This window comes from Brevibacillus sp. NRRL NRS-603, assembly GCF_003013445.1.
Taxonomy (GTDB): domain Bacteria; phylum Bacillota; class Bacilli; order Brevibacillales; family Brevibacillaceae; genus Brevibacillus; species Brevibacillus formosus.
Genome location: NZ_PXZN01000040.1, coordinates 24471 through 40567, shown reverse-complemented (window position 1 = coordinate 40567; position 16097 = coordinate 24471). Strand labels below are relative to the sequence as shown.

General features: G+C 45.9%; 7 protein-coding genes. All 7 read left to right on the top strand.

The features are described from left to right. The 7 genes from C7R94_RS24990 to C7R94_RS24960 all read left to right on the top strand — a co-directional run bounded on the left by C7R94_RS24990 (position 1) and on the right by C7R94_RS24960 (position 16095). A complete protein-coding gene (locus C7R94_RS24990; protein ID WP_106785395.1) occupies positions 1-1809 on the top strand; it encodes a hypothetical protein in 1809 nt (602 codons plus the stop codon). Positions 1810-1823: 14 nt separating this feature from the next. Beyond that, the gene (locus C7R94_RS24985) at positions 1824-2912 is read left to right on the top strand and encodes a hypothetical protein (RefSeq protein ID WP_106785394.1); all 1089 of its coding nucleotides are present in this window, start codon (positions 1824-1826) and stop codon (positions 2910-2912) included. 82 nt (positions 2913-2994) lie between these two features. Further along, positions 2995-6252, top strand: a complete 3258-nt coding sequence (locus C7R94_RS24980) for a 3-keto-alpha-glucoside-1,2-lyase-like domain-containing protein (RefSeq protein WP_233220657.1) — start codon at positions 2995-2997, stop codon at positions 6250-6252. Positions 6253-6263: 11 nt separating this feature from the next. Then, positions 6264-10895, top strand: coding sequence for a hypothetical protein (locus C7R94_RS24975; RefSeq protein WP_106785392.1), 4632 nt, complete (start codon positions 6264-6266; stop codon positions 10893-10895). A gap of 12 nt (positions 10896-10907) precedes the next feature. Beyond that, positions 10908-12056 carry a beta-xylosidase family glycoside hydrolase gene (locus C7R94_RS24970; RefSeq protein WP_106785391.1) on the top strand — a complete coding sequence of 383 codons (1149 nt, stop codon included), beginning with the start codon at positions 10908-10910 and terminating at the stop codon, positions 12054-12056. A 20-nt stretch (positions 12057-12076) separates the two neighbouring features. Continuing rightward, positions 12077-14899, top strand: coding sequence for a discoidin domain-containing protein (locus C7R94_RS24965; RefSeq protein WP_106785390.1), 2823 nt, complete (start codon positions 12077-12079; stop codon positions 14897-14899). Positions 14900-14964: 65 nt separating this feature from the next. Beyond that, on the top strand, positions 14965-16095 hold the full coding sequence (locus C7R94_RS24960; RefSeq protein WP_106785389.1) for a discoidin domain-containing protein: 1131 nt from the start codon (positions 14965-14967) through the stop codon (positions 16093-16095). Positions 16096-16097: the final 2 nt, after the last annotated feature.

Genomic DNA, 16097 nt, shown 5'->3' with positions numbered 1-16097 from the left:
ATGCCTAGTAAACAAGTAGCTTGGATCGAGGGCGAGATCACAGCCGATTTGCTCATCAACAAGCTGGCTGATGAAATCGTCAATGCCAAAATCCCGGATACGAAGAACCGATGGGAAAAGGTGTTTGAGGTTAATGAAGATAAGTGGGTTACGTATACGAAGACGACTGTTGCGAATACGCAAGGGACGTACAAGCATACGGATGGGAAGACTTATCAGGTTTATAAGTTACCAGATTTGCGGGAGTTGACTGCTAATGATGGTGTTCGTCTCGTCGATGCAGACGGATATGTCTATGAAACGATTAATTCCAACAATACAAAATCAGGTAAAAAAATTCAGGTCATGCAGTTCACCTACAAGGATGATACAGGAAAAGATTATACCCTCTCTATTCCTGGGCTCTTAGTAATTAATGTAGATGATCCTGATCCTAAAAATACAGTTGGCAAGAAATGCCTCGCCCTTCAACAAGGAAAGTATGAATTAGATGGTCAAACCTTTACCGATGGCAATGAGTGGAACGAATATCAAGTGATCACACAAGTTCCATCTGACTGGAATGATGTTTTGGCAAAAGGAAAGTGGACTGCTTACTATGCATCTGGCGGTACCTGGACTAATATCATTCCCCCTTCCTACAAATTCGGAATGGTCAAATACATTGCCAACCCCGTCCATCACTACGACCGCACTGTCGTTCTAAAAGCAGTTCCTGACGTACCTACAGGCCAAACGCCTAACGATTATTTCGTCATGCTGAAGCATCCCATCCAGCAGTACAACTACTTGGATGTGTTATACGGCAAAGGCTTCACAGGCAAAAATCCGGTTGGAAACTCTGCCGATACCTACCAGCTTGCCTGCGACAAGAGCACCGTCATCCCCGGCAAAGTCCCGGTCGTCCTCGACCAAAAACAGGCCGAACTTCAATACAACAAATGGAACAATCCTGACGACACCGACAAATACACCCCGCCTCTCGAAGCATGGGCACTCGATTACGATGACAAGGTCGAAATCAAAAGCCCTTCCTCCCACTTTTTCTACGGCGCTGACTCTGTCGTCTCTTGGGTACCAAACAAGAAACGTCGCCCAGACTATTGGGTCGAATACAACCTCTCCGTCAGCAATGATCGCGTAGCAATCGTAATTGAGGGCGATCCTTCGCCTGATATGGATGCCTACTACAGCAGCTTTGCTTATATCGGAAAAACCATTCCTTTTGCTGACTATGACCACAAAGGCAATTTCGGAATTACAGTCGGCATGGGCGATTTGACAAAGGAAAAATCAGGCTTCCTTCCAGCCGACATCAAGCAGGACACCAATCCTAACTATTCGGGCTGGGGACGGTATACCTCGAACGGCATGTACTCCTTCTCCATGCTGCAAACCCGAAGCTCCGTCTACTTCCAAGCGTACTACCCTGCCTTCATTACCCAGCTCCCCAAATACGATGGAGTGGGCACAATCCCTCCTGAGCTGTCCAAAATGGTACTGGAAGCAAACGGCTTCCAAAGCTCGAAATGGACGAAGAAATATCATGCATCGCCGATCTATCTGGTACACCAGTTCGAAGGCTATCGTGGCTACCTCGACAGCGTCGTAGCAGTCGAGGACCATAATCTGATCAACAAGGACGAGCTCGTCGTAGATACAGAGGAACCAAAAGATCCGAAGAACCCCGCTGCTGGAACTTGGACAGAGGTATACAAGTTCTTCCGAATTAATACCCCTGTTAATTTCTTCAAGTACTCCCCCAACCCTACCGATTGCACCATCGCCATCTTAAAAGAAGTATATTAAAGGAGGATTTTCACATGGCCAATTTTAAATACATTGAAAAAATCACCACTTCTAAAGAGCTCCTGGATACGATTAAATCCGAAATTGAACAACTTACTAACTATCCGCATAATGCCTCTGCTGGTGAAACACAGGAGAAATCGACCTGGACGGTCATTACAGATCTCACCAAAAAAGATTCCGCTTCCGGCAAAACCTCCGAGCTTGTCCTGAAGGGCATCTCCAATATTAACAACGTGACCAAAGAGTTTTATGTCAAATTCGTCAACCCAGGCTTCACTAACCCTAAGGAACACAGCTCCTTGACGGTTCAAGTTTTGGAAGGATACAACTCGACTGCCAAAACCTTCGCAACCGAAGGACATCCAGTCAATTTCGAATGGGCTGACGAGAAATTCGTCGTAAATGGCAAACCGACAGATCGAACGATTGATAAACCTGTCTACCTGTACATGAACGTGATGAATAATCGCCTTTCTCTTGTAGCTGTTGGCGATCCGGCTGTTCACTTTGAAGATTATCGCAAAAGCTTCCTGTACGTAGGCGCACTTAAGCCGTTCAAGTACAACATGGATGATGTGGCTGGAAACATCATGCTGACGGCTGGAGCTGTCGCTACAGAACCTGCTGCTCCAATCGCCCCACACGATTATGGTCAATACACCTCTTTCGGCAACAACACCTTGCAAATGCTCGCGACAAAATCCGGCATTCGCTTCCAAAAACACTATCCTGCCTTCATTACTCAAGCTCCACAGCCGGGCAAGGCGTATTCCGATAGCAAGCTCGGGGACACGGGTCTTCTTCTGGAGCCACAAGGCTTTAACGCATCTGCTTGGACACGTCGCTACCATTTGAGCCCGATTTATGTCGTACACGGATATGATGGATACCGCGGCAGCTTGGATGCATGCATTGCTGTTTCGAAAAACAACATTCTCCACTTGGATGAATTGATCATTGATGTCGATCCGAGCGACACGACCAAGAAACACAAGCAGGAAGTTTACCGCTATTTCGACCACAATACCGAGCAGAATTTCATGAACTACTCCGCCAACGTAAAAATGGGGGTTGCTTTCCTGAAGGAAGTTCGCTACTAAAAGAAGTCCCTCTAAAACCGTATAGCTAGCAAAAGGGGGAAAACTAGAACGCATCTCTGGTGTTCCCCCTTCTTTTTGGGAGGTGAACCATTTGACCGGGATTTCTTCTCTAACAGCCTATCAATTCAGACTTGCAGACCACTACGCTTCTATTCGCAACTATATCGGAAAAGTAACTTTCACGACTTCTCCCTCCCGTAAGTACTCCTTCGTCTATATTCCCTACGGGCAAAGTGCCAGTATGGTCATGCTGGATTATTTGCTCGCGAATCGGAAATCATTTGCCGCTGACCTTCAAGATTCTTTGCAGGATATGATCCGGAATGAGACTAGCATGGCCAATCCCATGGAGCTGGTCGTGGTTTCCGATCGCTCGCCGTTTAAAGAGAGCTTGCTTCAGGACGATGCCTTGGACGCTGACCGGATCATTAAGCAACCGCTACAAGTCATTCGCCATGTTCATTTATCAGATCGGATTAAGGCAGCCGGAATGGCTAAGCTCAACCCTGCCCAAATGTCCGTGCGTGTGAATAAGGATGAGCTGCATATTGATTTGCCGCCAGCATCGGCAAGCCGTTCCATTTTTGCAGATGCGACCGTCAGGAAAGATCACTCTAGCGCAACACGGACTGAACGATTCGCCGGGAAAAAGATAGACGAGTGGTTCACAGGAGAGCGTACTTCCACTTTCGCTTTATTCGTCAACACCGAAAGAAGCTTGGCTGAGCGAAAGTTTTGGGCTTCTCTCTTTGTGCAGATGGAAAGAGAAAACGCAACCAGATCAATCACTCACAACCTATCTATTGAGAACAGCCGATCTCTTTCCAACCGCGATAACAGACATACCATGTTTACGGATTGGTCTCATTCCATTGGCGAGCGCCATTTTACCTTCGATATGATCCGACATTTCGTGAAAGCCTTCCACCGGATTAAAACAAAGCCGACGAAGGTGCTTCGCGACATGGACTGGGCTTACCTTAAAGCCCGTCAATATGACGCCTTGCTGCACTTCCTTCACCATGCAAGCAGGATCGCTACGCAAGATTTATCGATCCATCGAGCTTATACAGGTTTTCGAACCATGCATCAAGATGGTTCCCTTTTACAGAATCGCGACTGGGGCTATCGAGATTTTACTCGTCCTCTCTCTCTAGATTCCTATTCACAAACAGCCTTCCGTCCGTTCCAGAATGACTTGTACATTAATCGCTCTCGACTCCATGCTTTTCGTCCCTATCAATCACCGGGCACACTCATGACGGAATATACAATCGGGAATCGAGACGTGGTTTCGGAGTTCGCTATTCTCTTGTCACAACTTTCTGGAACCCGTTTGATTCAAACTGATGCTTCACTTTTGACGCATCTTGAACAAGCCACTCGACAAAACAGACACCATCTGTTTATCCCAAATCCCCTCTCTGATTCTCGGCGCGAAAAAGTCAATCTACTCTGGGTTCCCCAACATTTTGAGCTCGGAAAGAAACACCTTTCCCGCCCCACTTCCATTATGACGGATGACCTTCGCGCAAATCGCCAGCTCGTACATGCAGCTCATCTTTGGGAAAAGGAACGCGCGATCGATCTTAGTGGGGGCAAAGCACCTAAGCCATCCTTTTATCAGGATGAGAATGACATTTTCGCCAATCTGGAAAATGTACGCCCAAGTCTCCTGGCAGAGGATATGATCTTCGCGACCATCTTACGATTACTGCCCGCTCATCTTTTGGAAGACATCCTCGCTTCCAAGGAATTTCCTTCCCACCTGATGGACGACATGATTTTTGCCTCGCGCCTGACAGACGGCCAAAGCATTCTGGAGGCACTCATGGAATGGGCGCTGACCAACAAGACTTTCGATGCTTATGTAGATGAGGAATTTTTGGAGGGTGTGCGAACGCGGGTTCAGGCATTGATCGAATCTGAGGTCATTTTCAGTAAAACGTTGCAAGACAAAGCCGGCATTCTTTCCTTTGATACATCGGAATCCGCCCGCCCGAATGAGGTTCTCTCGCATCTGGAGGAGGACAGTGTTGCAGGAAACCGGGAAGTATTACTCTCTTCCACGGTTGAAGGGGTCGAAATCACTAGTCAAATGGAGGCAGCCCCTTCATCCATTACAGAGGCACTTGTCGGCGAAGATGTATTCCGCCCAGCCGAGCTGCAAATTGAGCATCCTTTTGGTTACGTGGAACCTGATCCGTCCTTTTTGTTCGAAGAGCATACAGCCCGTAAATCCGCTCACGCCAGCGATCTTGACGAGTTGCCAGTCACCGCACTACTACGCAGCAGAATCACGGAATTGTGCAGCGGCTATCTCTTCGCTACCTCCCCGCATGAACGAGCCAGTTATCTCGTCGATTTATACGATGTGGCAGAAAAAAGCGCGCGTGATGGAGAGCTCCAAGACGATGAATGGCGAAAGTATGCCAAGCTCGCGCTGGAACAAACGGTATTGCATGAGCAATTGATTGCCTATCAGCCGGAAGCAGCAGCTCATCTGATCGAATCCATCCTCAGTTACAAACAACCGGATCAAGCTGTTATCAACGCAGATTGGGTCGCTTCCAACCAAGAGCGCGCTACCTCGCTGCTCACCCAAATCATGGGTAAAAAAGAACTCGCAGACGCCGTCATCCTGGAATACTTGGCTAGCCAATTGGATCATAGAAAAGGTCATATCGAGAAACCATTACTTTCTGTTCGCGACTACAAGAAAGCCTGGGCAGATCGTATAGAAGAAATAGGACAAGGTTTGGTCTACGACTACTCCAACGATGTACTCGAAGCTGAGCACGATCCCGAGCATTGGTCAGGTGGTTTTTCTGTTCCAGAAGCATACGATCCCCACGATCCATTCAATGCGTACTATCCATGGACCACGGATATGAACGCACTCGCGATGGGGCAAGACAACTGGACTCGTTTTGGCTCTGGCACTTGGGAGCATAATCGCGACCAAGGCACTTTTACCCATACCAAGGGCTCTAGTGGCATGAGCGGCTACATTCGAAATGACTTTACTTATTCAGACTATCAGTTTGAGGTCGATTTCAAAGTCGATGAGCCCGCAGATGGGGACAGCGCTGGCATCGTGTTCAAATATCACAACGACCAGAACTACTGGATGTTCGTCGTCAGTGACGGGAGCGCCAGCGGTATGCCGCGGCCCATGCAGCTTTTTAAGGTAGAGAATGGCAGATCAACCATGTACTCTACCCCGATGAACCCGCTTGCCTGGGAAAAAGAGAAATGGTACACGCTGCGTGTTTGGGTTACGGGAAACCGCATCCGCGTCTGGGTAGATCATAACCTGCAATACGATTTTACCGATTAGAGGTGATCATTTTGGGTCATACGTTTGGCATTTTTTCTAAATCAGTGGGCAACGTCACATTCGGAAAAATGCGCTCCTCATTAGTAGAGGGCGCATTCCACCCGAATCACCCGGACAATCCGGACAGCCCCAATCGTCCTCGTGCAGAGGATCGTTACGCTGGGTATCAGAATCCGCTGTTGGGCGATCCCGGCAAGGGTCAGATTGGTCGTTGGCAGACGGTCAATCTCGATTCTCTCGAAAGCATGATCGATCAGATGATTGAACAATTTGTCCGGGACAAAAATTGGTATGCCAAGGTTCGTTGCCGCGAAGCGCTTTGGAACATGTACCGTCGCCTGGAATGGTGGGTCAACCAGCAAATCGATCCGCAAAAAAACGACTACCAGCGCGCCTTGCTCATGGTACGCGATTGCATTTACAAAATCCTGAAAAACGCTGAGCAGCCGGATGGAACCCATCAAAATGTTTCGCTGCCAGTTTGTCCGGCTCCTTATTATCATCACTTTAGCGGCTACTATCTCAATCATTACGATGCCATCGATAAAGAAGTCCCTACATTTGATATGCGGACTCTCCCGCTGTCCGATAAGTTTCACGGCTTGTTCCGCTATGTCTCCTCGACGGAAGATCAGGAATGGAAGATGGTTCACTCCGTCGGCTCCAATGAGATGGCGGGGAGTGAAAACATCATGAAGCTGGATGTGACCACTCTCAAGCACGGTAATTCCAGCAAAGTGACTTTTCAATGGCGCTTTAAAAAGCAAGGCTTTATTCGTTTCAAGTACATGGCTAGCACCGCCCCTGGCGATGGGTTGCTGTTTTTTATCAACAACAATCAGGTTGGCGGGGAATGGAATCAGAACAGCAGCTGGCAAGAAGCGAAGTTTCACGTCAAGCCGGGGCAGACTTATAAGTTTGATTGGTTTGTGCGTCGGATGAGTGATCGGCGGTTTGGGAAAAATGCGGTTTATGTTAAAGATGTGGAGTGCGTTGAGGTGGTGCAGAGCTTGGATGAGCAGACACCGCCGGATGTGGATACATTGGGGAATAAGGCTTTTGCTGATCCCAAATGGGAATGGCTGACCAGTTCAAATAAAAGCATCATGACAACTTACTATAACGGTGAAGTGACCGAGGATATCAATGGGAGAGAAATCTCCATCTCACTAGACAACGAATGTGACGGTGTTTTTTCTTGGAGTCATAAAATGGAGAGAGTAACTCCACCCTATCAATTTGATGTTAATACCTTTTTTGATGACACTTTTCAGCAAAACGTTATGCATGGTAGCGGCCTGCACGGAAGTCACGCCTCTTCTCATCACGGCCCTCCATGGTCACTAGATCCCTACGAACACTATTCTGAAACCAAATCTGGTGATGCTAACATTACTTACGCTGTTCACGTAGGAGATAAGACCACGGTCGACGTAAAGGGCGAAGTAGAAATAATCTGCCCCCCTCTGGCGATCGATCATTACAATCCACAAGTTATCTCAGATTTGGACGCAGATAAAGCACACTTCTCTTTTTCCGGCGTAAATGTTTGGAAAAGATGGTCTCATCCCGATTTCAATACGCAAGCATTGGTAATGCAAGACCCCATACGCCAAGGTACTGGCGATGCATCCACTACCGTTACTCTTTTTGACGATGGCTGGTTTGAATTTGATTATGCTTGTGATTTTCGCCCTTCTGAAATACTTGAGGTGCTGGTAGACGGGGAGCAGGTGCTTGTGTCAGCCTCTACCACAGAGGTCCAATCGGCAAAAATCACTCTTACCAAAGGCACTCATACGATTACTTTTCGAGTGACAGACAGTTATACGGAAGAGCCTTTTCGATCTGAAAAGGACACAGACTTTGATTACGATGATGATTCCGAAAAAATACGTGGCCGCTTCGGAAGCTATATTTCTGTAGATCGCCCTAATGATTGGGACTACAACCGCACTAAAAAGATGGCAACTACAACCGAGAATCGAGCAGAAATAGATTATCAAGTGAAACTGAACCCTGGTGCTTCACTGAATTTTACAGAGAAGGTTTTACTGGAGCCCGCCATTGATTTAACAGACTTTGACCCGGATCGTTCCAAATACGTTTGTGTCTTTTCAGAGGACTTCAATTCAGGTGACGAACATTGGAGTAGAGACATAGATGTCAGGGATAACTGGAAATGGGTAGACATTTACCAGCTCTATCATCCTGAATCAAATACTGGAGATATTGATGATGGTGTTCTGATGGTCAAGGATCAGGATGGAACCACAAACCGCGTTTATTTGCGTGATATTGAGTTGAAGAATCCTGGCTTTGTTCGCTTTGAATATGGAGGAAAGTACAGTCGTTATGAATCGTTGAAGCTATATGATAACGGCAAACTGATTTGGGAAGGAAACGAAAATCACGAAGCAGCCGTAGGTCTTTATCGGGAAGTGCTCCTCTCAGCAGGAAATCATTCCTTGAAATGGGTTTACGAGGATTTAGAAGAAATCGAGGTAGAGGTAGGTTCTGGTTCGGGGTCTGGAGGTAGTGGTTCAGGAGGCATTGACGGCTCCGAAGAACTTACCCCAGAGGAAGGGGGCCAAAAATGTTACAAGGCTGGGATTAAGACTCATGACATCGATTATTCCCTTTACGATAGTGGATTACCTAGTAGTATCACAGGAAGAATGTTTTATAAGGGACATGAGCAATCAAAAAATCGTGGAAGCGTGACTCGGGAAGTGACTGCTCCTAGTTTTGCCTCTTATACCTATTCCGAGAAGCTTAAAGTTTTTGGAGGAACAGACATACCGGGTGCTTCTCCTTCAAAGGCTGTTCTGGATACTAGTAGATTAGGTAAAAACAACTCCAAAATGATAAACGGTTATCCCGTTTTATTTACAGATTCAATCCACCCCAGTGATAAATTTAAACACACTATCACCTTTACTGGCGGCGGTTTTATGACATTTCGCTTTCAATGCGCTTCACTCTTTAGGGGAAGATATAGCCTGCGGAGTGGAAGAACTCCCACTTACGAACATGACGGCTATCGTGCATCCTTTGAGATGCGATTATCTTCTAGTCTAACAGATGACGGTGAGATAATATGGGACACTACCAAAAATGAAGGAAGCTCTCGAAATTATCAAAACATAGATTGGTCAAAATCTACTCCAGTTACCGCGTACGCCAAAGGAGAAAAAACAGTCGGAAAATGGTATTTGCATCTAATCATCTACGATAATTACGGAGACCACGACACCGTAGACTATGATTTGCAATATGTTGCTATCAAAAACCTAGAGATTACTACCACTAAAAACTCTAACGGTGGAATGGATATATATGATACGACACAAGTAAAAATGGAAGTTATCGATAAATCCACAGGAAAATCTATAGGTAAACCATACCCAGCCTACTATAACAGTATGAGCCCATACAACCTAACAGAGAGAGAGCATCCTATACAGCTAATCATTCCACCAGGTAAAACCTATCAAATCCGATATACACTTGTAAAAGGCCCTGGAACCAAAGGCGGATTACACGGTAATGGCGGATCATTTCGATTGTCTGAAGGAAAATTCAAAGAGAAATGGGAAGATTATTGTCACGACTCCAACGGACATTACTACCCCAAAAAAGAAACCCCTTATACCGGAACTCCCCCAACCCCACCTGCTACAGAATGGGTAATCCCTCCCGACTCATGGTGCTGGTTAGATGCCATCGAAATATGGGAAAGCCCTGATCCAGTTCGTTTATGCAAAGACACGAGATTACGTGTCAGAGTCTACGACGAGGATTCCGACGAATTGATCTCCGAGGATGAATACGATGGTGATGACGAGCAATTAATCGAAGTTGCATTAAACAACAATACGCCAGAAGCAAAAAGGTACAGAGTAAATTACCGATTTTTAACGAAATGCGACGACATGGTTTCCCTATCGGACGCACATGTGCAATTGGAAGACGTGAAGCCTCTCCAAAAGTCATCCTGTACCGTCCTTGGGTTCAAGGTTACCGAAAACACGGCTATTTGGATGGGTGGATGCAACGGGAGCAAGATGCATTTGAACGTGTATGGACAAAACGGAGCATTGATTCATTCACAAGCCTTCCTGGAAGAAGGCAAGCAATCCTTTAGCCTCGCTTCTCTCCTACCTACCCCTTCCCCTTCCTATCGCTTTGAATTCATCACTGAGCAAAAAGGCACAACCAGCGCCGTCACTGGCAAAGAATACAAAACAACATTCCGAATAAGGGATTTCAAAGCTATTGAAACATGGGAGCTGATTCCCGAACCCTTCAACTCCAAACTCGAATTTTATATCGACAACGTATTAATGGACACTTTCACGCAACAAGGCGGCTTCTATGATCACTACTACCCGGTCGAAGCAGGCAAACATACGTATAAGTGGAAATTCATCGCGCAAAGTAGCGGACAAGTCTGGGATGGTTGCGAAGTAGACTACATCAAACTAACCAACTGGATCTGCGACAAGGTCCTCGTCACCCCCTACTGCGATCCCGGCAGCGGAGACAAATGCGTCGAAGCACTGATCAAATGCTTGCTCGCGATCTGGAAACAACGCCCTGAGGCATGTGTGATTGGCAAACGAATATGGCTATTTACGTAAGGAGGTACTTCTATGAGTGTAGTTTCTCGGCGTAAATCGGGGTTTCTCTTCGAGGATTCTTTCGATTCTCTTACCCTCGATTCTAAGTGGAACATGACACCAAATGATTCTTCAAGGTGGTCGCTATCAGACGCACCAGGCTCGCTCCGTTTAAAAGGCGGAGCCGAGCCGCTTCAACTCTTTTTAGACACACTTACACCCGTGAAACAATTCGTCCTCGATATGAAAAATTCATACAATCCGAAAGCTTCCGGAAGTACAGGCGGATTGACTGTCTTCATTAACCACAATGACTTTTTCCACGTCGAAGAATACTACGATGCATCGCAAGGCACTGCGAAAACCTTCCCCTGGCTTCGATTAATACGCGACTACAATACCTACACCGCTTATTGGTCCGAGGACGGAGCCATCTGGCACATCATCGGTTCGGAGGAATTCAATCGCCTCGCTCCCAAAATCGGTATCTTTCTCAGTAGCAGCGCTACAGACGACTATCTGGATATGGAACACGTCCGCGTTTTCTCCCTCCCCACTCTCACTGTCTCAAACCTCTCCCCCGGCACACGGGTGGAGCTGCTCGATTCCACAGGAGCCGTTGTCGACTCCAAAACGTGTCGGACAAGCCAAACCTCCATTCAATTTGACATGATCCAGTATCCTATTCCTTTCACTGGCTCCCTCCGTTTTGCGGAAGCAGACGGAAAAACAACGATTAGCTCCAGCGACCAGATGGAAATGTGGGGCGGAGACGAATACGACTTTTCTCCCTCTCTTACCCTCTTTTTTATCGATGGCGAAGGAAATGAGGTCCACCTCCAAGACAACACGGAGGAGTTTCTCGGTCATATGCTCCAAGGCCAATATAGGGAAGTGAAAATGATCGCCCGAAATACGATGCATCATGGGACTTTTACGAGTATCCAAGGGGTCCTCACCTCCTATGCAGGTACCGATCAGTACAAGCGGCTAATAGATGTCGCTACAGACAAAAATGGCGTGCCTGGTACGTGGGGCGATTCTTTCACCCTGCCGGATACCGCCGCAGGGAATGAACAAGTTTTCTGGACGCGGATTTCCCGTGAAACCGATCCAGCACTCGTAGATAAAACGACGCATGTCCATTTTGGTCTCAATTTGTCCGCCGTTTATACCAAATAAATCGAAAAGGAGCTGAATGTATGTCGGTCAGAATCACCCGAACAGGCACCGAAGTCGTCCTGGATCATAATGAGTTAGCCAACAAGGGTAAACGTACCCACGCCGAAATCGACTCCTACCTCCAGGAGCTGGATGATGCCAGAGGGAATAAACCGAGCTTACAGGATAAATTCCGTGAGCTAAAAGACAAAGACGATGAACAGGATCGTCAGCTTGATACCGTGAAAGGTGCTGTTTCTACCTTTCAAGCGGGGCTGAATACGTTATCGTCAACCGTCAGTGCGGCAGAAGCGAAAAATCAGACACAAGATCTCCGTCTTTCGCAAGTCGAGCAAAAAAACGCACAGCAGGACCAAGCCATTTTGAAGCTGCAAAGCGATGTATCGTCTAACCCGAACGCCGAGGTGGTCGCTGCACGCAGGGATCGGGATGGGAGGACCTTTCCCAGTCTAAAAGCTCGGTTGGATGATATGCAGGGAAAAATTGGTTCTGGGGGTGGCGGGGGAAACAATGGGGGAGCCTCAAGCAGCTCCTTTGATTTACAGACCCCAATCAATATTTTGCTGAATACCTTCCGTGATGCGGAAACACATAACAGACCCGCCTATCGTCAAAACAACATGTATGTTGATGTATTTAGTGATTCCTCAGGAATTGATATCGAAAAGTCATCTTCTTTTGCCATTATAAATGGTACTGTCTCACCCGGACTTCATGATACAAACATCATCATGTCCAGTCCAACTGAACCTGCCCCTTATCACGTAACCTCGTCTAGTGAAACGTCTGGTTACCCTGGATGGAAGGGAATCAACGGAAATGTAACTGATTCCTATTATTCAGATGGAGCGACTCCTCCGGCAGAAGGTCATTGGTGGCAAATTGACTTTTTCGTCCCTAAAATTATTACTAAGCTCGCAATCCGAGCTCTTGGAATCTCAAGTGGGCAATACGGTCTTGCCACGTTTACTCTGCAAGGTTCACAAGACAATACGAATTGGACAGATTTATACGTAGGATCTCATGCAAACACAGGTTCAGAGTTAGAACACAGCTTTACGAATACCTCTGCATACCGCTATTACCGCCTGGCCAAGCTTCGCAGTTATCGTAGTACAAACCCGATAATTTATGCCGGCTGGCACGAGATTAAATTCTATGAAATTATTGACGCTGTTACCCTAGTCACTAAGGCAGTTAATGTTGGCAGCTCTCCAAATAAGATTATTACAACTGCGGAGTATACTGACGCGGTCACCTTCGATCTGACCCTTGATGGAATAACTTGGGTACACAACATCGATTTAAACAAGCTGCTCGATACCTCTTCACTAAAAGGTACAAACCTCCAATTACGAGCTAACATTCCAGCTACAGGCAGTTTGAAATCGTTAGGATTTACTTGGTATGACGATAGCATGCTTGTTGAGATGCCAGGTAAAGAAGGGGGAGGCGGGGATCGTAGCAGCACCAAACCGTTAGTTGACGTTGTTGCCGCTACGAATATTTTGCGTAATGCTTATCGCACTTTAGAAGGTATGAATCAGGGAGCGTCGGTTCGGCATAATTTGTATGCAGATGCATTTGTAGATTCATCTGGAGTCGATGTCTCTAAGTCAGAAGCATTTCAAATACGAAATGGACAGTTTACTAAAACTGCTGGGGTACCTTTCAACTGGAAGGATCTGGATGTTCAAACCGCTTCATCTTCTGGAGACTGGTATAATAGTAGCACTAGCTTTAGACCTTACAAATCAAATAGTGCGACCCCAACCTATGCCGTTGAAAAAATCGCTGACGATAATGCTATTGCAACACCAGGTGGATATACTGATTACTGGCTTCAAAACGGTACAACTGCTGACTTATTCATGAAATGGGTAACACCTGTAGAAATATATAAAATCATTCTTTGGATGAATGGTAGTTTAGGACAAAACGGACACGATTATTGCGATCATCAAATTTTCGTCAAAAATCCATCAACAAGTAAATGGGAAGCAGTTACGCCAAGAATTAATCTCGCTTCAAAGAACGATAAAGGAGTACATGGTGACGGTTCATGGCACTACCCTGTCAACTTGGGCTACCTCATTAATGAAGTCAAAGTAACTGTCTGGAATAAAAGTTCATATATGACCGTCACTGAAGTACAAATACTGCAAGCATCTGATGAAAATCCTGTAATGGTTTCCAAGCCGATTCCATTGGCAAAAGCTCCGACCCATCTTGTGCTGGATGCAGAGTATGAGGGCAATCTCAGTATTGATTTGTCACTCGATGGAGGAACCACGTTCACAGCTGGTGTTCCTTTGAATCAGCTGGTTGACTTAAGCACTTTCCTACCAGGTAATTCTCTTGTCATACGCGCCAACCTTAGTGATAAAGCAGTCCTCAACAGCATTGGCTGCATTTGGTATGACAAAGACACTCTCCCCACTTATACAGATACGGTAGGCGGTAGCACTGGAGGTAACGTACCTGGCAACGCTGTTCCAATGATTCAAGTAGAAAAGTATGGGGTTACCGCCTCTCCTACTTCTCCCTCAGAAGTAAATATCACCATCCCCTACACTTCTGACTTCAAATTACCCCCTATCGAAGTTTTGAAATTTGCCCCCGGTGAACACAATTACTCTCTCGAGATTGCATCCTTTTCTAGTAACGAGGAATCTAACTTTGTGCATGATAATTATATGGAACTGGATGGTACGTTAAGGCTTAAAACCGACTACTCAATTGAATTAACAGAAGACGTAGTCCTCCCATCTGGTAATAGTGTGTACTCATTCCCCCTTGATGTAAATCAATTTTCGTATATAGAGAAAATCAAGTTGAATTGAATATGACTGCGATTAGAGATCAAGTTAGTACTACGAAAAGTTCAATGAATTGTTGAGGTGAAAAAATGCCCATTCCAGCAACAACCGGACAAAAAAGAACAAATGTTTCAGACATGCAGATTGGTGATTATATCATTTGTGAATATTGGCAAAATAAAGCAGGTTCAACTGGAAGTCTTAGCTTACTTGGCACAGCAACTCGTGGCGAAATTCCAGTGATAGGAATGACAGCAACACCAACCAGTGGAAATGGTGGAACATTTTATTTTATTAAAGTAGATAAAGGACTGTTAATAGGCGACCGAGTTGTAAACCACTCCATTTCTTGGGAAGCTGTAAATACAGGGGGATTTATCCAAGGGCGCCCTTGGGATAACGGAAATATCATTCCTGTAATGACAGGAGATGCAACTCCTAGTGGAGTAGCAAGCGCAAGTAGTGGAACAACTAATTACCCTTGGTATGCTTTTAACGGGGACACAACAAATTACTGGTATTCTACAGGTATTCCAACAATTACATCACCAGAATGGATCGCTTATGAATTCCCTGAACCAAAAATAGTAAAGAGATATGATATTCTTTCCTATACATCTGGAGACGGAGGAAGACCAAGGGACTGGACTTTTGAAGGCACCAATGATGGAGTCAACTGGGATGTGCTAGATCGGAGGTCAAATAATACTTGGACAGACAAAATTGAAATTATCATTGATAACAACACTCCTTACAAAAAATATAGGGTCCATGTTACAGACAGAGTAGGCTCCAATACTTATGTCCGCATTGGAGACATCCGAATGTATGAAGTGGCAGGTATTATGCGGAGCTTAACAGGCGGAGTTGCTTATGCAGATGCAAATGGAGACCGTGCTTTGACGAATCAGGGATACAACGCTTGGCCCACCAATAATGAATGGGATAAGTATATTTTAAACTTTCCGCAAGATAAAATTCAGCAAGGAAAAGGAATTGGTGATGTATTTAATCATCAAACAACAACTGTGAATTGGTGTCAGGATACACCCGTCATTGGGATGACTAAACCCAGCGCAGGAACTCCTAATCTATCGAGTAATATTGAACGCATCCATAGAAACGGTACAATTCTTGATTGGTCTGAATCCAGTTGGGGAACGATTTACAATGGCACTTCTCAAGGTTTTCGACCAGTGTTTGAATATAGGGAGGTGTAATA